Origin of the sequence: Algoriphagus formosus (assembly GCF_002807035.1) — a bacterium.
Lineage (GTDB): Bacteria > Bacteroidota > Bacteroidia > Cytophagales > Cyclobacteriaceae > Algoriphagus > Algoriphagus formosus.
The window spans coordinates 114,794-131,342 of record NZ_NIUC01000004.1 but is presented as its reverse complement, the minus strand read 5'-3'; the positions used below and the strand labels follow the sequence as shown (position 1 = coordinate 131,342).

The 16,549-nt window shown below is 42.6% G+C and carries 15 protein-coding genes; 10 read left to right on the top strand and 5 right to left on the bottom strand.

Annotated features, from left to right (window positions below; genetic code table 11):
• Nucleotides 1-37: 37 nt before the first annotated feature.
• The 4 genes from CDH51_RS18145 (at nt 38) to CDH51_RS18130 (ending at nt 4,725) form a co-directional block, all read left to right on the top strand.
• Nucleotides 38-1,657 carry an ABC-F family ATP-binding cassette domain-containing protein gene (locus tag CDH51_RS18145; RefSeq protein ID WP_100629969.1) on the top strand — a complete coding sequence of 540 codons (1,620 nt, stop codon included), beginning with the start codon at nt 38-40 and terminating at the stop codon, nt 1,655-1,657.
• 5 nt (nt 1,658-1,662) lie between these two features.
• The gene (locus CDH51_RS18140) at nt 1,663-3,060 is read left to right on the top strand and encodes a sodium:solute symporter family protein (protein ID WP_100629968.1); all 1,398 of its coding nucleotides are present in this window, start codon (nt 1,663-1,665) and stop codon (nt 3,058-3,060) included.
• The gene (locus CDH51_RS18135) at nt 3,047-4,228 is read left to right on the top strand and encodes a class I SAM-dependent rRNA methyltransferase (RefSeq protein ID WP_100629967.1); all 1,182 of its coding nucleotides are present in this window, start codon (nt 3,047-3,049) and stop codon (nt 4,226-4,228) included. The genes CDH51_RS18140 and CDH51_RS18135 overlap by 14 nt, the downstream gene beginning before the upstream one ends.
• A 62-nt stretch (nt 4,229-4,290) precedes the next feature.
• A complete protein-coding gene (locus CDH51_RS18130; RefSeq protein ID WP_100629966.1) occupies nt 4,291-4,725 on the top strand; it encodes a hypothetical protein in 435 nt (144 codons plus the stop codon).
• Between the two features lie 282 nt (nt 4,726-5,007).
• On the opposite strand, the gene CDH51_RS18125 is transcribed toward CDH51_RS18130, so the two are convergent.
• From CDH51_RS18125 to lpxK, 4 genes are all read right to left on the bottom strand, one after another.
• Entirely contained in the window at nt 5,008-6,252 is a 1,245-nt protein-coding gene (locus CDH51_RS18125) for an ABC transporter permease (protein ID WP_100629965.1), read from the bottom strand.
• A 92-nt stretch (nt 6,253-6,344) separates the two neighbouring features.
• Entirely contained in the window at nt 6,345-6,956 is a 612-nt protein-coding gene (miaE, locus tag CDH51_RS18120; RefSeq protein WP_198514348.1) for a tRNA-(ms[2]io[6]A)-hydroxylase, read from the bottom strand.
• Nucleotides 6,957-7,027: 71 nt separating this feature from the next.
• Nucleotides 7,028-9,001 (bottom strand): putative porin, encoded by a 1,974-nt coding sequence (locus CDH51_RS18115; RefSeq protein ID WP_100629964.1) that lies wholly within the window; start codon nt 8,999-9,001, stop codon nt 7,028-7,030.
• Nucleotides 8,976-10,037, bottom strand: a complete 1,062-nt coding sequence (gene lpxK / locus CDH51_RS18110) for a tetraacyldisaccharide 4'-kinase (RefSeq protein WP_100629963.1) — start codon at nt 10,035-10,037, stop codon at nt 8,976-8,978. The genes CDH51_RS18115 and lpxK overlap by 26 nt, the downstream gene beginning before the upstream one ends.
• Nucleotides 10,038-10,077: 40 nt before the next feature.
• Between lpxK and CDH51_RS18105 the strand changes: the two genes are divergently transcribed.
• The 3 genes from CDH51_RS18105 (at nt 10,078) to CDH51_RS18095 (ending at nt 12,451) form a co-directional block, all read left to right on the top strand.
• On the top strand, nt 10,078-11,178 hold the full coding sequence (locus CDH51_RS18105) for a Nif3-like dinuclear metal center hexameric protein (RefSeq protein WP_100629962.1): 1,101 nt from the start codon (nt 10,078-10,080) through the stop codon (nt 11,176-11,178).
• A 3-nt stretch (nt 11,179-11,181) separates the two neighbouring features.
• Nucleotides 11,182-11,949, top strand: a complete 768-nt coding sequence (locus CDH51_RS18100; protein ID WP_100629961.1) for a zinc ribbon domain-containing protein — start codon at nt 11,182-11,184, stop codon at nt 11,947-11,949.
• Nucleotides 11,950-12,040: 91 nt separating this feature from the next.
• The gene (locus CDH51_RS18095; RefSeq protein WP_100629960.1) at nt 12,041-12,451 is read left to right on the top strand and encodes a hypothetical protein; all 411 of its coding nucleotides are present in this window, start codon (nt 12,041-12,043) and stop codon (nt 12,449-12,451) included.
• Here CDH51_RS18095 and CDH51_RS18090 read toward each other — a convergent pair.
• On the bottom strand, nt 12,438-13,058 hold the full coding sequence (locus CDH51_RS18090; protein ID WP_100629959.1) for a histidine phosphatase family protein: 621 nt from the start codon (nt 13,056-13,058) through the stop codon (nt 12,438-12,440). The two genes, CDH51_RS18095 and CDH51_RS18090, sit on opposite strands and share 14 nt — an antisense overlap.
• A 50-nt stretch (nt 13,059-13,108) precedes the next feature.
• Here CDH51_RS18090 and CDH51_RS18085 point away from each other — a divergent pair, with 50 nt between their 5' ends.
• From CDH51_RS18085 to menD, 3 genes are read left to right on the top strand one after another with little or no spacing between them, the layout of a single operon-like run.
• Nucleotides 13,109-13,531: a hotdog fold thioesterase gene (locus CDH51_RS18085; RefSeq protein ID WP_100629958.1), complete on the top strand. Its 423-nt coding sequence runs from the start codon at nt 13,109-13,111 to the stop codon at nt 13,529-13,531.
• The gene (locus CDH51_RS18080; protein WP_100629957.1) at nt 13,528-14,736 is read left to right on the top strand and encodes a chorismate-binding protein; all 1,209 of its coding nucleotides are present in this window, start codon (nt 13,528-13,530) and stop codon (nt 14,734-14,736) included. Before CDH51_RS18085 ends, CDH51_RS18080 begins: the two co-directional genes overlap by 4 nt.
• A 2-nt stretch (nt 14,737-14,738) precedes the next feature.
• Complete coding sequence (gene menD / locus CDH51_RS18075; RefSeq protein ID WP_232724856.1) at nt 14,739-16,415, top strand: 2-succinyl-5-enolpyruvyl-6-hydroxy-3-cyclohexene-1-carboxylic-acid synthase; 1,677 nt, start codon at nt 14,739-14,741, stop codon at nt 16,413-16,415.
• Nucleotides 16,416-16,549 lie beyond the last annotated feature (134 nt).

Here is a 16,549-nt window from a genome sequence, read left to right as displayed (position 1 = left end):
CCTATCTTTGCGCCTTCAAAAAAACACAACTAGTACCATGATTTCTGTAGATAATCTTTCCCTCAAATTTGGAAAACGAACCCTCTTCGAAGATGTAAATCTGAAATTTACACCTGGTAACTGCTATGGGGTCATCGGAGCCAATGGAGCCGGGAAATCCACTTTTTTGAAAATCCTTTCTGGTGAAATCGACAGTACCTCAGGAAGTATTCATATCACCCCCGGCCAACGGATGGCTGTTTTGAAGCAAAATCACTTCGAATTCGATGAGATAGAGGTACTGAAGACCGTGTTGATGGGTCACAAAAAACTTTACTCCATCATGGAGGAGAAAGATGCGATCTACATGAAGCCAGACTTTTCGGAAGAAGATGGCATTCGCGCATCAGAGCTCGAAGCCGAATTTGCGGAAATGGATGGTTGGAATGCAGAATCTGATGCTGCAGCACTACTTTCTGGTCTAGGCATATCCGAAGACATCCATTATCAGCCTATGAAAGCACTGGCTGGTAATCAAAAAGTTCGGGTTTTGCTCGCACAAGCCCTTTTCGGCAATCCAGATATCCTGATTCTTGATGAACCTACCAACGACTTGGATGCAGAAACCATCGGTTGGTTGGAAGACTTCTTGATCAATTTTAAGAACCTGGTCATTGTTGTGTCTCACGACCGACACTTTCTGGATGAGGTCTCAACGCACATCGTAGATATTGATTTTGGCAAGATTAAAATCTTCTCAGGAAACTATACTTTCTGGTACGAATCGTCCCAGCTTGCACTCAAGCAACGATCTGATCAAAACAAAAAAGCGGAGGAAAAACGAAAGGAACTTCAGGAATTTATCGCAAGATTCTCTGCGAACGTGGCCAAATCCAAGCAGGCAACCGCAAGAAAGAAAATGCTTGAAAAACTGAACGTGGACGACATTGAGCCAAGTTCTAGAAAATACCCGGGCATCATTTTCAAGCCAGAGCGTGAAGCTGGAGACCAGATTTTCATGTCTGAAGGTTTAGAGCTGGTGGAAGATGGAACAACCTATTTCACAGATGTAAATCTAATGGTGGACAAAGGCGATAAAATCGCTTTTATCTCCAAAACCAAGCAGGCGGTCAACAAATTCTTTGAGACCATCATGGAAGAGCAAAAGCCTACGAAAGGAACTTTCAAATGGGGAGTTACCATCAACAAGGCTTATTTACCCAATGAAAATTCCAAGTATTTCAACTCAGACCTGAACCTCATCGACTGGCTGCGGCAATATTCCAGCAATCAGGAAGAAGCTTATGTCAGAACCTTTTTAGGGCGAATGCTTTTCACAGGTGAAGAGACTTTGAAGAAATGTACAGTACTCTCGGGAGGTGAAAAAGTCCGCTGCATGATTTCCAAAATGATGCTTCAAAATCCAAACTTCCTGGTTTTGGATGAACCTACCAATCACCTTGACCTAGAGTCCATCACAGCATTCAATAATGCCGTGGTTGAATTTCCCGGTACGGTCTTCATCTCCTCCTATGACCATGCATTTGTGCAGTCCACGGTCAACAGAGTAGTTGAATTCACTCCAAATGGTGTGATTGACAGACGGACCAGCTATGATGATTACTTGGAAAGTGAGGAAATAAAAGCCTTGCGGGAAAAGATGTACGCTAAAGGCTAGTCGGGTTGCTACTGACGGCCATCATCGTTTATTTGGCAATCACCGTGGGGATCGGGATTTGGTCCTCACGGCTTGTCAAGAACTCAGGAGATTTTGTCCTAGCAGGCAGATCTCTTCCTCTTTTTCTATCTGCATCCGCCTTGTTTGCCACTTGGTTTGGGTCAGAAACAATTTTTGGAGCATCCTCGGTATACCTAGAAGAAGGACTTCTCGGCGTAATCGAAGATCCTTTTGGAGGCGCTCTCTGTTTGATTCTTTTTGGAGCTTTTTACTTGAAGCCCATGTATCGGATGAATGTCCTGACCATCGGGGATGTATTTGGAAGAATCTTCGGGAGAAAAGTAGAACTGACAGCATCCATCTTTATGATTCCGGCCTACTTTGGCTATGTTGCCGCCCAATTGGTCGCTTTGAGTTTAGTCTTAGGAGCGGTCACCGACCTTAGCTTATTGCAGGGAATCTTGATAGCCGCCGGTGTAGTAGTTCTTTACACCTTTCTTGGAGGAATGTGGGCCATCTCCATCACTGATTTTATTCAGACCACAGTCATTGTCATTGGTTTACTTTGGGTGGCAATTATGGTAGCTAAGCAGGCAGGGGGATTTACGGCTGTTATCGATCAAGCGCCTGAAGGTAGCTTTCGATTTATCCCTGAGGCCAATCCTACTGATTGGCTCAATTATCTAGGGGCTTGGATGATTTTGGGCTTAGGTTCCATACCCAGCCAGGATATCTATCAGCGGGTGATGTCTGCCAAAAGTCAAAAAGTAGCAGTACAGTCCACCTATTTGGCCGGGATATTTTATTTGTCTTTTGGTTTGCTCCCATTGTTTATTGCCTTAGGTGCTCGTGTGCTTTATCCCGAATTATCCCTAGACAATAATCAAATGCTGCTACCGAGAATGATTCTCGAGCACGGCGGATTACCCATCCAAATTGTCTTTTTTGGAGCCCTTATTTCAGCTATTATGAGTACGACTAGTTCCGGGCTGCTAGCTCCTTCTGCTATCATTTCAGAAAATATCATCAAACCCTATTTTGGACAAAATTTATCAGACAGGCACTTCCTTTGGATTCTAAGGATCAATGTAGTTTTGGTGGCAATCATCGCTACCATCATGGCTAGTTGGAAATCAAACATTTACGATCTGGTTGCTGGAGCTTCCATTTTGATGTTGGTTTCGCTGTTTGTACCGCTTACGGCAGGCTTTTATTGGAAAAAAGCCTCTCGAGGCGGAGCATTTTTGTCTATGATTGCAGGAATGCTTACTTACCTTTTCATGAATTTCATTTCTTCCGATGTAGCCGCCCATCTATTTGGGTTGGCAGGCAGTATTTTGGGAATGGTCATCGGAAGTTTTCTATTTCCCAAATCAAAAAATCAATCCCATGAACTATCCTAAAATCATCCTCAAAAAAGGAAAAGAAATCTCTCTTAAAAGAAGGCATCATTGGGTATTCTCAGGTGCTATTGCCGAGCAAGAAAGCGATCTAGAAAACGGTGCGCTTGTCAGTGTCTATTCAAGAGGAGGAGAATTCTTAGGAATCGGACACTTTTCCAATGGTTCCATCATGGTGAGGATGATTTCCTTCGAAAAGTCGGAAATCGATCAGAATTTTTGGGATGAAAAAATACAGTCCGCTTTTCAACTTCGAAACAGTTTGGGATTGACGGATAGCAGCCAGACCAATGTATACCGTTTGATTCACGGAGAAGGTGATTTATTGCCCGGCTTGATTATAGACTTTTACAATGGCACAGCCGTGATCCAATGTCATCAAATTGGGATGCACCAGCATCTGGAAAACATCAGCGAGGCACTCCAAAATTGCTATGGTGAAAAGCTAAAAGCTATTTTCGATAAGAGCTCCGAAACGCTGCCCAAGCATTTTGGAATTAATGAGAACAATTGGGTTTTTGGTAGCCCGGAAACAGATTTGGTTCAAGAATATGGAGCCACCTACCGCATTGATTGGGACAAAGGCCAGAAAACAGGCTTTTTCATCGATCAGCGAGAAAACAGAAAACTTTTGGCGGATTATTCCAAGGGAAAGAAAGTCTTAAATACCTTCTGTTATTCCGGTGGATTTTCAGTTTTGGCTCTTCTAGAAGGTGCAGAAGAAGTTCATTCAGTAGATATTTCGGCCAAAGCCATCGAACTCACAGAAGAAAACATCAAGCTTAATCCTGAGATCAAAGGCAAGCACGAATCCAAAGTGGCTGATGTGGTCAAATACATCCGTGAAATAGGAGACGATTATGATATCATCGTTTTGGATCCTCCGGCTTTTGCCAAAAACATCAAAGCCCGGCATAATGCGGTTCAGGCCTACAAGCGACTGAATGCAGAAGCTCTGAAACGAATAAAAAAAGGGGGAATTCTATTTACTTTTTCATGCTCCCAAGTAGTGGACAAAAACCTTTTTGCGCATACAGTCACAGCAGCGGCCATGGAAACTGGCAGGAGAACTCGAATACTTCATCAGCTTTCCCAACCTGCAGATCATCCGATCAATATTTTCCACCCTGAGACAGAGTACCTCAAAGGCCTAGTGCTATTTGTCGACTAATTTTCGGTCTTTTTGGAAACCTTTTTCCATTTTCAGCTATTTTCACACAAACAAATCGAACTATGTACACAGGATTACAACATGCACACTCCGGACTGGCTTACCTAGTGCTCATCGCACTGATAGTCGTGATCTTCTTAATGCTTATCGGCTCACTCAGTGGACGTGAGTTTACAGAAAAAGACAGAAAAATAGCACTGATTGCTTTCATCCTTTCCCATGTCCAATTACTCCTTGGCTTGATTCTTTACTTTGTGAGCCCTGTAGGACTATCGCTTCTACAAGGCGGAGGAGCAATGTCTGACCCTGCTGCTAGATTGACGGCTTTGGAGCATCCACTTATCAACATCGTGGCGATTGTGCTAATTACTATTGGCTACAGCCGGGCTAAAAAAGCTCAAACTTCCCGAGCAAAATTCAGAAGTATTTACATGCTTTACGCCGTGGGTTTGGTGCTTATTCTCAGCAGAATACCTTGGGGCGCTTGGTTGGGATAGTTTTTATTTATTAAAAATAAAAGCCAAAAAAAACCCGCTGGAATTAAGTTTCCAGCGGGTTTTTTGAATTCTAATTATCCTCAATCATACCCATAGTTCAAATTGGCCTCGACCTCGCTCGGCCTCCGGATTCGCGGTTAATTTTAGAAGGGGAGGAAAATGCGGCAGCACCGCATTTTCCTCCCCTTCTCCAACTTTACGAAGTAACGTTCACCGAGCGAAGTCGAGGTGAACTTAATATATTTTGGTTAATGGTAAGAAAGCAGACATTTAAATATTTCATTATTCGTATCGAAGTGATTCGATTGGATCCAGTTTACTTGCTTTGAAAGCGGGGAAATATCCCGAGAGCAAGCCAACCACCACACAAATCACGAATGCCACAAACATCCAAAGCCAAGGAACCAAGAATCCTCCCGGACCAATGAAATTAGCGATGACATTTCCGATGGTAATTCCTAGTAAAACGCCTACCACTCCACCAAAAAGGCAAATCACAATTGCCTCGATCAAAAACTGCTGACGGATCCGAAGTGGAGTTGCGCCTAAAGCTTTGCGGATTCCAATTTCACGAGTTCGCTCGGTAACTGAAACGAGCATAATATTCATTAGACCAATTGATGCACCCAAAAGCGTGATAAAGCCTATTCCAAAACCTCCAATTCGCAAGTAACCTGCTACTTCCTCCAAGCTCTCAGCCACAGACTCACTTTTTGTCAGTTCAAAAGAATCCTCTTCAGTTACTCTGTCTTGACGGATTTTTCGCATAATTCCAATCGCCTGACCCATTTCATACTCCAATCTATCAGGTCCAGAAGCCACGGAAGTAGCCTGATATCGGAAGGTACCACGTTGATCCAGTCGAGAAGCATTTTCCACAGGAATCAATATCTGACGATCAGCTCCTTGATCATTTCCTACGCCTCCTTGCTCTTCCAGTACGCCAATCACGGTATAAGGTCGGCCATAGACCGTTATCTTTTCATTGACTGGATTCTCGTTTGACTCAAATAGTATCTCTTTGATCTCTTTTCCAATGATGCAGACATTGTTTCCATAGCGGATTTCGACATTTGAAAAGTTTCGCCCTGCGTCCAACTTGATGGCTTTGATAGAAAGGTAATTATCATCGGCTCCTACGACACGAACATTTGGATCAGACTTTTTAGAGTCCCTTTTAACCTCAGCAGAACCCGAAACTCTGGTGAAAACTGTGGAAATCCCATACGCAGAATATTCATTCTTGAACTCCATGAATTCCTTGTAGGTGATGATCGGATAGGTCTTCTCCTTCTCTCCCTCTTGGATGGCTCTACCACCGGAAAAACCCCTATTTCGCAGGTCAAAAGTATTGGCACCCAATCCCGAAAAACTCTCGGCAATCTGTGCTTTGATTCCGTCAATGGCTGTCAACATTCCAACCAAGGAAGAAATCCCAATGGCAATGATGGCACCAGTCAAAATTGTCCGCAGGATATTCACCTGCACTGACTTGGTCGCCTCACGCATATTTTCGATCAAATTCATATTCTGTCCGCTTTTAGAACAATTTCTTTATTCAAAATTTATTTCTGCCAATAAGTATAAGCATTTCACGAAGATACTTCCTAAAATATTACTTAATGCATTCGATCACCTCGAAGCTCCATATTTTTCATTACCTCAGCCTCAAATTCCAGCCATTCCTTCCAACGCTTGTTTACTTTTTCGGGATCTTGGTATTTTCTGGCTAAATCAATAAAGGCCACATAATGGCCGGCCTCCGAGATCATCAATTCATAGTAAAATTTCCGAAGCTCCTCATCCTCAATATTTTTGGACAGAAGCTTGAATCGTTCACAGCTTCTTGCCTCAATCAGAGCATTCATGAGTAGTCCTTCTGTCAACTGATCTTTTCTGCTCCCCCCTTTGCGAACAAAGTCATAAAGCTTCGCCACATATTCATCTTTTCGCTGCTTCCCAAATCGCATACCTCTTTTGCGAAGCTGCTCCATGACCCGCTCAAAGTGTCCCCACTCCTCCGCTACGATCGGAGTCAAAGTATCTACCAGTTCATCCAAATCATTGTATCGGATGATCAAGGAAATGCAGGAGGAAGCCGCCTTTTGCTCGCAATAAGCATGATCAACCAAAATATCTTCAATCTGCATCTCCGCTATTCCCACCCATCTGGGATCTGTAGGTAGCTGGAGATTCAGCATTTTTTCTTTCGTACTTTCTTGCCAACTCATCAGTCAACCAATCTTTTTCTTCAAATGTCTTTTAATCAAACAGCAATTCATCAATCAAGTTCAGGACACCATCAATCGAATAAATACCAAGTGATTCCCAAATCAATAAAGGATCGAATTCCAGTGTAGTCAGGCGTTACAAAATATCCATCTCGACTCATCATCCCCGAATTCAAATGATTGTATTTCAGCAAAACTCGAGTTCTGTTGATTCGGAAATTCAAAAACACGTCAACCACCGGATAGGCATACACATCAAAGGTGTTTTGGAGGTAAAACTGCTGATGGGATGGCCAATAGGCATCCGCAAAATAAGAAGAGTGATAGCGAATATCCAATCCAAATTGCAGGAATACATTTTCATCAAATGCAGGACTATCGAAGTAAAAACGGGTATTTGCAAATAACTCAGGAATTCGAAATGCATCAGCTGCCCCTCCGGATACACTTGTGAAAATCACCTCCGCATCCCATTGGAATTTTTTACCAACCCGAATAGCAGATTTCACGCTGGGCATCAGCATAAACGCTTCTCCATCTGCTTGAACAGGCAACCTGCTTTCATCAAAATAGATATAATTATTTACTCGGTTGATAGTCAAGCCCGGTCTTATTTTAGCTTTGCCGATATCTAGTTTAAGCGTCCCGGTGACTTGATCCACGCCAACATTGTCGAAATCATTGTCCCAGTTGAAGTGATTACCGGCATATCGCTGCTGCATGGAACTGGGTTTGTAAAGGGCCTTGGTATATTCCACATCCAGCCAGGGAGATTGAAAAACTCCATGAATCCGAAACGCGCCGGGAAGTAGGTATTCCCCATCTGCACTTAAAGACCACTTCTCGGAAAGTTTCCCAATAAGCTGCCCGCCGATAAATACTTCATTGAAGGTATTGTCGCTTTCGAAAGCAGGGTTTTGCATTCTACCATTTCGGAGCTTTGCATAGGCATTGTAAAAAAAGCCTCCGAAGGTTCCTTTTAATCCAAATTCATTTTTCCACTCTGAAAAATCATGGATATTTCTCGTGGTGTCGGGCTCCAGCAATCTTGTAGAAGGATAAAAAAGAGAGTCAGTCGAATTCAGTAAGGCATCAAACCTGATATCCTGACTCTTTCTGTCGAAAACGTGATAGATCTGAAGGCCGTCCCTCACTTTATACTCATGATAGAAATGGTAATCCTGCCTTAGGTCTCTCGCTTGGGAGTTTCGCAACCAAACTTTGGCATCTTCATAGGTGAAGTAAACTGAGGTAGAGTCCTCTTCAGGAGGGATAATTCCACCAATCTCGTTCACCACGTGCCTCATCCTTGAGAAATTCCCCAGGAGCCAATATCGGCCATTTTCAGATCGATAATTGGTGTGCAGCGAATAGGATGTCTGCTCCACCATATTGTCATCCCTGGCGATTGGATTTAGTGTTTTTCGGGACCGAATAGTATGGAATTCAAATCCAATATTCCAGCGTGGATTCACATTTCGGGCAAACTCCAAATCCAACATATTTCGATTACCCCCACCAAAAAAAGCTGACATATTGGTAAAGGGAGACTTGGTATCGAAGTACTTTCTGGTTTCGGGATTGTGATAGTAGATGTCGTATGCATGAAATCCAGATCGAGTACCAATTTGATCAGGTATTTCATAAAAAATAGGCTGGGCAGCGGAGCCGATATTTCCGAGGTCCTGATATTTCCACCCCCCTTTTGCAAGAGGGTCATAATTATGAAAATTGGTCAATGAAGTATCTTGGGGATAAAGCGTCAAACTGTTTCGCTTGATATCTTTTTCATAGAAAAATAAGGCAGTCGTAGGCCCAAAAACCATCCGGGTACTATCGTCCAAAAGAGTTCTCCTGCCCGTTTGCTCCTCTCCTTCAACTTCTCCCTGCTGCAAAGCTTCCTGCTGCACTCGCTGATTTGGGTTTTGAACCTGCCGTCCATTTTGGGGAATAGGGCGCTGCGCAAAGGAATGCTGAATCAATCCTAAAAAAAAGAATATAAATACTGCGAGTATGGATTTATTCACCTTTGTGGTCTTTTCCAAAGACTTTTTGTTGGATTAGTTGTAATAGCGCTGTCGCTTCCTCTTGCTCAAACTGGGCCTCAATTGGTAGGACAAAAATCGGAATTTCTCCCAAAAATCCTTTCTTAAGCTGTGATTTAACTTTTACCCCATCTTTCTCTGTCGTCAAAAAGACCAAATTCTTACTTCCATGAGCTGTTGCCTTTTGCTTGAGCAACTCATAATCCTTTTCAGAATAAGCATGATGATCTGGAAAATCTACCACATCCAACACTTGATAATTCTGCTCACAATAAGCCCTCAATGCACTGGAATCGGCCAAACCACTGAAAAGAATCACACGTGGGGAAAAAGCCTCTTGATGGATTAAAGCTAGAGGCTTTCCATAATCGATGGAAGAAAAGAATACCGGTGTAGTATCACCCGAATAAGAATGAATCTGCCTTTTCATCTCGTTCTCTTCCTGAAAAGTTCTAGAGCTTGGACATTTCGTCACAACTATCGCATCGGCTCTTTTTGCACCATGGCGGCTTTCCCGAAGTCTCCCTACTGGTAGGAGAAAATCCTTAAAGAAAGGATCATTCCAGGTAGTCAAAAGAATATAAGCCTGCGCCCGGATAGCTCTGTGCTGAAAGGCGTCATCCAGGATCAATAAGTTTGGTACCTTGGACTCTTTCAAAATCTCATCTACCCCCAAAACACGATTCTCAGAGACAAAAACTTGAATACCTTGTCCATACTTTTGGTGGATTTGGTAGGGTTCATCACCTACTTCTGTCACTTTTGAGTCTGAGTTGACTTTTCGAAAACCTTTTGTTACTCTTCCATAACCTCTTGACAAGGTTGCTACAGCATGATCGGAGCGAAAGCTTCGAATCAGAAATTCCACCATGGGAGTTTTGCCGGTCCCTCCCACTCTTAAGTTACCTACCACAACCGCCGGAATCTTGGAATCAGTGCTTTTGAAAAGACCCCAGTCATAAAACGCATTGCGAAGACGGGTGATGCCATCGTAGAGAACAGAAAAAGGAAACAAAAGAAAAAGCAACCCTCGCATCTAAAAGAATTCTTATTTTTGATCAAAGAAACAAAAAACCATGGAATACAAAATCCGAGACATCATTTCATTTTTAGATCAACTTGCACCTCCTGCCTACCAAGAGTCCTACGACAATGCACGGCTGATAGCAGGAGATCCCAATCAGCCTGTCAAAGGCATACTTTGTTCTTTGGATTGTACTGAGGAGGTAATAGACGAGGCTATCCAACTCGGAGTTAATTTGGTGGTTGCCCATCATCCGATTGTCTTCAAAGGTCTGAAAAGCCTCACGGGGAAAAACTACGTGGAGCGAACTGTCATCAAAGCAATCAAAAACGATGTCGCGATTTTCGCCATTCATACCAATCTTGACCATGTCGCTCATGGAGTAAACAAGCGGATCGCAGATCGTCTTTCGCTTCTCAACCCCAAGATTCTTCAGCCCAAAAAAGGCATATTAAGCAAGCTTACTTTTTTTGTGCCTGAAGATGCAAAAAACCAAGTGCTAGATGCTGTCTACCAAGCCGGTGCAGGACAAATCGGGGAATACAAAAACTGTTCTTTTCAAGTCAATGGAATGGGAACTTTTACTCCATCCGATGCAGCCAATCCATACTCAGGAAAAGCTGGGGCCCCCTCCTACGAAGCAGAAGTGCGAGCAGAAGTAATTCTACCCAAATATTTGAGCCAAAAGGTAGTTTCTGCTATGAAAAAAAGCCACCCTTATGAAGAAGTGGCCTTCTACCTTCAAGATCTTGAAAACGAAAATCAGGAGGTAGGTGCTGGAATGATAGGGGAATTGGAATCGCCGATGGAGGAGCTAGACTTTTTGGACTATCTCAAAGAGCGAATGAACCTTCAGGTAGTGAGACACACGGCACTTCGCTGGAAACCTATCAAAAAAGTAGCTGTTTGTGGCGGGGCAGGAATATTCCTTTTGGGCGATGCTAAAAGACATGGTGCGGATGCTTTTGTGACCGCAGACGTTAAATACCATGAGTTTTTTGATGCAGAGGGCCAGCTTATGCTTTGCGATATCGGGCACTATGAAAGCGAAATTTTTACAAAAGAGTTACTATCAGAACTATTGTCGCAAAATTTTCCTAATATTGCACTCTATTTGACGAAAGTAGTTACAAATCCCACATCCTACCGATAGTACATGGAAAGTACAGTAGCACAAAAACTCGACGCTATACACAATTTACAGCTGATAGATTCTAAACTGGATGCGATCATCAAAGTACGGGGAGCACTGCCTGAGGAGGTTCAGGATCTCGAAGATGAAATCGCCGGTTATGAGACCAGACTTGAAAAATTCAGAAATGAAATTGAAGCCTACGAACAGGACATCAAAAATTTCAAGGAAAGTATCAAAGAGTCTGAAAAACTGATTAAAAAATATCAGGAGCAGCAGATGAATGTTCGCAATAACCGCGAATACGATGCTATCACCAAGGAATTGGAGCTTCAGGATCTTGAAATTCAAGTTTCGAAAAAGAAGATCGCAGAAGCAGGCGCAAAAATCGACCAGAAGAAATTAGATCTTGATGATTTGAATGCTGTCATGAAGGACAGACAGAAAGATCTTGATCAAAAGAAAGACGAATTGTCTACAATTGTCTCCGAAAGTGAGGCAGAAGAAGATAAGTTGAGATCAGAAAGAGAAAAATCCATCAAAAAGGTGGATGACAGACTCTACAGGTCGTATGAAAAAATCAGAGCTAATGCGAGAAATGGTCTTGCAGTAGTGATGGTGAAGCGTGGAGCTTGTGGCGGTTGTTTCAATACCGTACCACCACAGCGTCAGGCAGATATTCGCGAAAAGAAAAAACTCATCGTGTGTGAGCACTGCGGAAGAATCTTGGCAGGCGTCGAAGACGAAATCGTCGAAGAAAAGCCAAAAAAGAAGCGTACCGCAAAAGCTTAACAACATTCAAACCCCGGGATATTTTCTCGGGGTTTATTTTTTGCCTCCAAACAAATTTGCTTTCCGAGGACTTTAATGTTTATATTAAGGCATGAGAAAGTTTCTGGCAGTCATATTATTCACTTTTATAGGACTACAGGTTCAGGCGATTCAGCCCGAATCCAAAACTTTTTTGGTCATCTTCCAATCTCAGGAACTCAAACAGCATAAAATAGCACTGAATCAGATAGAAGAGCAATTTTCTTCTTTTGATACCAAAAGCTATGAAGGCAATTCAGAACTTGCCCTTTTCATTGAAATTCCTTCTTGTGATTTTGATGAATGCTTTCTTGGCGACTTTTTAGTAGAAGTTTCAGGAAAAAAATCTTTAAAACTCGAAGACATTGCATTTCGAGTTTATGATTTGACCAAGAATGAATCTGTTTTTGAGAATTTCCTAAGTGAGCAATCACAAATTAAAGAGTCAAAAACCAAAAGCCGAAAATTGCTTACAGAGCTTTAAGATGAGCTCGATCATTTGCCTTTCGCAGCACAAATCTATCTTCTCCAAGTTGCTCCAGTAAATAAAGACACAGATTGCTGTGCTCAAATTGATCCATGTAGCGCAGGTCGTAGTGAAAAATCAAACTCAAAAATATACGCATGGCTCTACCATGCATGCATACCAGAATCGTTTCGCCAGGACCCGAAATTATTTTATTTATCCCCCGCTGTAGCCTTACCGCTACTTGATTAGGACTTTCTCCTCCGGCTATAGCATAGTCCAAATTTCCTTCCTGCCACTGATGCAACATATGCCGGTAGTATTCATTTTCCTGTGGCGTCATCGGAGTTCCTTCATATTCACCCCATGAAATCTCATTCAATTCCGCTAAAGCTGTGGTGGGAATTCCTCTATCCACAAATTGCTGAATGGACTGGCGAGTACGAATGAGAGAAGTATGGTAGATCTGATCAAACTCGACATCCTTGTATGCTTCAAAAAATGCAGCTGCTTGGGATCTACCGGTTTCATTGATAGGTGCATCTATGCCACTTCCTTGTACTACCCCTTTGAGATTGAAATCAGTCTGCCCATGTCTGACTAAGTAAATTTTTTTTCGCTGCATTTTCTATATTTTTGTCAAAGTTCAAATAAAATCAATTCCCAATAGAATTCATGGTTTTTAAAACAAAGCCTTCATTGCAACAGCTCAACCAAAGCGGTCAAAATACCATGGTGAGCCATCTGGATATTGTTTTTACAGAAATTGGGGATGACTTCATAAGTGCAACCATGCCCGTAGATAGCAAAACCAAACAACCAATGGGCTTGTTACACGGGGGAGCGAATGTAGTGCTAGCAGAGACGCTGGGAAGCGTAGCGGCTTCCTTAACCATTGATTTGAAGAGTCAAACTTGTGTTGGATTGGAAATCAACGCAAACCACCTCAAATCTGTCCGTTCAGGAAGGGTAAAAGGCATTGCAAAAGCCATACATTTAGGAAAAAGTACCCAGGTTTGGGAAATAAAAATCTATAACGAACAAGAGGCCCTTTGCTGCGTAAGCAGAATTACAATGGCTATTTTAGATAAAAAATGATTGAATCCTTAGCAGCCAAATCCATTTCCCAGTACGAGGCTCTTCAGCAAATTCTTCATGCAGGATTCCAATTCGGTGGTTCCTTTGCCTTATGGAAAAGACCAAAAAGTAATGAGTTGGAAGTGGTTTTCGATGATTCGAAGTTGGCAAGAAAAGTCAATATTTCTCTCGAAGATGTGCCATCCGGCTTTATAGTTCATCCTTTTGAAGATCAAGCCGATCATTCGGCCTTTTTTATAGAATCCAAGGAGTATTTTAAAATCCCTTTTGCAAAAGATCAAAGCGAAACCAACCTACCCGAATGGATTCAGAAGTTTGCTGAACAAGGAGATAAATCTCTTCAATTTTCTGCAGATCATTTCCCTAAACTCTCTGCTCAAGAGATCAAAAAAAACGGAGGAGATAAGGAGCACTTTTTGGAGCTGGTTCGAAAAAGTATAGAAGCAGTCAAAATGGGATCTATGGAGAAAGTGGTTCCTGCCCGAACCAAAACCTTGGAAATGACCAAGGATTTTGACTTGGGAAAAAGCTTGCTCAACCTAATCCACACCTATCCCAATTCATTTGTGAATTTCTTCCACCTACCCGATGTAGGTTCCTGGATGGGAGCTAGCCCTGAGATATTAATCGAGACCAGTGGAGATCATTTTTATACCATGTCCCTTGCCGGTACACAGGTAGCCAAAGGGGAAAATCCGCTTAAATCAGCAGCTTGGACTCAGAAGGAAATTGAGGAACAAGCACTTGTCAGTCGATACATTGTAGATTGTTTTAAGAAAATCAGACTTCGAGAATACGAAGAGCATGGTCCAAAAACAGTCATGGCAGGAAACCTTTTGCATCTTCGATCTGATTTTCGGGTGAATATGAAAGAGACCAACTTTCCTCAGCTCGGATCAGTCATGCTACAACTCCTCCACCCTACCTCAGCAGTCTGCGGGATGCCGAGAAAAGAGGCGCATGAGTTTCTAAAAGCGAATGAAGGTTTTGACAGGAAGTTTTTTGCAGGCTTCATCGGACCGGTCAACATTGAGAATAAAACATCCATCTATGTCAATCTACGGACGGCCTCGCTAAGTCAGAACACTATTACTCTCTATGCCGGTGCTGGGGTGACCGAGGATTCTGATCCAGAGAAGGAATGGGAAGAGACAGAGGTGAAATGTAATATCATCGGAAAATTCATTCAAACAGTCAACAATTGACCATGCAAGCCATCGTAGATTTAGTCGCCATTTGTGCGAAAAAAGGCATTCGGCATGCAATTCTTTCTCCTGGTTCTCGCTGTGCCCCTTTGACTCTTGCTTTTGCGAGGAATCCTGAAATTCAGACACGGACAATTTCAGATGAGCGATCCGCGGCTTTTATTGCTTTGGGGATGGCTCAGCAACTGAAACAACCCGTGGTATTGGTCTGCACTTCAGGTTCTGCCACTCTAAACTATTTTCCGGCTGTTTCTGAGGCATTTTTTCAAGAAATCCCCTTACTCATTCTTACCGCAGATAGACCGCCCGAATGGATCGATCAATGGGATGGGCAGACGATTCATCAAACCAAAGTCTACGGAAAGCATGTAAAGGAAAGTTTTGACTTTCCAGATAGCTTTGAGCACCAAGATCAACTTTGGTATGCCCAGCGCGTAGTCAATGAGGCTATCAATTTAAGTATGAGCGGCCCTAAAGGGCCTGTTCATATCAACATTCCGCTTCGAGAGCCATTTTATCCCAAAAAAGGAGAATCTTTCTCGGCGTCCGCCAAACTTCCAGTTATTCAAGTCAGAGAAGGTAAAAGAAGCCTTGCAAATGAGGACCTTGATGCCCTCAAGTCCAAACTAAATACTTTCAAAAAAATACTAATCATACCGGGTCAACAGAATCCAGACCCTACTATTTCTGAAATTCTTCAGAAACTAAGCAAAGAACAGCACCTAGTTGTGGTTGCGGATACGATTTCTAATCATCAGATCCCGGGCTCCGTCACTCTGCATGATCATTGGATGGGAAACGAGTCCATCAGCAAGGATTTAGTGCCGGACTTGGTTATTAGTTTCGGGAAATCAGTGATTTCTAAATCATTAAAGCTTTTTCTTCGAAAGAATGAAGTCGAGCATTGGCATATTCAAGCCAATCAAGGGCTGCGTGATCCTTTTCAGGGCCTGACTGAGTTCCTTGATTGCGATGCTATATTCTTTTTAAAATGGCTTTCGGAACAAGGCTTTTCGAGCGACAAAGCCTTTCAGGAAAAATGGTTAGGCTTGGAAGACAAAGTCAATACAAGTTTATTCAACCTTCTTGACCAAGAAGATTTTGGTGAATATCCTGCTTTCAAAAAGGTTTTAGAGCATATTCCTGCAAACTCACAAATTCAGGTAGCCAATTCCATGGCTGTCAGATACTTAAACTTTTTGGGAAAAAGACCACAAGAAATCTATTGCAACAGGGGCACGAGCGGAATCGATGGGAGCAATAGTACCGCTGTCGGAGCAGCTTGGGTCAGTGATGGCTTGGTTACTTTGATTACTGGAGACTTAGCCTTTTTCTACGATCGTAATGCCTTTTGGAACAATTATCCTTCTCCAAACTTGCGGATCATCTTACTGAATAATCACGCAGGAGGAATTTTCAGGCTAATAGAAGGCCCATCGCAGCAACCGGAGTTGGAGGAATACTTTGAGACCGAGCAAACACTCGATGCTTCCTATTTGGCCAAGGAACAAGGTTTTGATTATGCATTAGCCCGTGATTCGAAGGAGTTGGAAGCCTACCTTCAAGATTTTTACCTAGAGAGCTCACAACCGAAAATCCTTGAGATCGAAAGTGAAAGTGGCAAGAACGCTCAAATTCTCCGCCGAATCAAAAATCGAATCACGGAAGAGCTCTTATAAAATTGAACTCTAATGATTCTTTCAGCTCCCTTTTGTCTAATTTCTTCTTTTTCAAAAACCCTAAACTAAGAGTCAATTTAACTTTGAAAGGATTTGATCTTCGCCACAGCTTTCCCAACTATACTATTTATTTC

Excerpts from the sequence above, each read along its gene's own strand:
- CDH51_RS18135 (WP_100629967.1), top strand. The coding sequence starts at position 3,047 with ATGAACTATCCTAAAATCATCCTCAAAAAAGGAAAAGAAATCTCTCTT.
- CDH51_RS18085 (WP_100629958.1), top strand. The coding sequence starts at position 13,109 with ATGGTTTTTAAAACAAAGCCTTCATTGCAACAGCTCAACCAAAGCGGT.
- CDH51_RS18080 (WP_100629957.1), top strand. The coding sequence starts at position 13,528 with ATGATTGAATCCTTAGCAGCCAAATCCATTTCCCAGTACGAGGCTCTT.
- lpxK (WP_100629963.1), bottom strand. The coding sequence starts at position 10,037 with ATGCGAGGGTTGCTTTTTCTTTTGTTTCCTTTTTCTGTTCTCTACGAT.
- miaE (WP_198514348.1), bottom strand. The coding sequence starts at position 6,956 with ATGAGTTGGCAAGAAAGTACGAAAGAAAAAATGCTGAATCTCCAGCTA.
- CDH51_RS18125 (WP_100629965.1), bottom strand. The coding sequence starts at position 6,252 with ATGAATTTGATCGAAAATATGCGTGAGGCGACCAAGTCAGTGCAGGTG.
- CDH51_RS18095 (WP_100629960.1), top strand. The coding sequence starts at position 12,041 with ATGAGAAAGTTTCTGGCAGTCATATTATTCACTTTTATAGGACTACAG.
- CDH51_RS18145 (WP_100629969.1), top strand. The coding sequence starts at position 38 with ATGATTTCTGTAGATAATCTTTCCCTCAAATTTGGAAAACGAACCCTC.
- CDH51_RS18100 (WP_100629961.1), top strand. The coding sequence starts at position 11,182 with ATGGAAAGTACAGTAGCACAAAAACTCGACGCTATACACAATTTACAG.
- CDH51_RS18130 (WP_100629966.1), top strand. The coding sequence starts at position 4,291 with ATGTACACAGGATTACAACATGCACACTCCGGACTGGCTTACCTAGTG.
- menD (WP_232724856.1), top strand. The coding sequence starts at position 14,739 with ATGCAAGCCATCGTAGATTTAGTCGCCATTTGTGCGAAAAAAGGCATT.
- CDH51_RS18105 (WP_100629962.1), top strand. The coding sequence starts at position 10,078 with ATGGAATACAAAATCCGAGACATCATTTCATTTTTAGATCAACTTGCA.
- CDH51_RS18090 (WP_100629959.1), bottom strand. The coding sequence starts at position 13,058 with ATGCAGCGAAAAAAAATTTACTTAGTCAGACATGGGCAGACTGATTTC.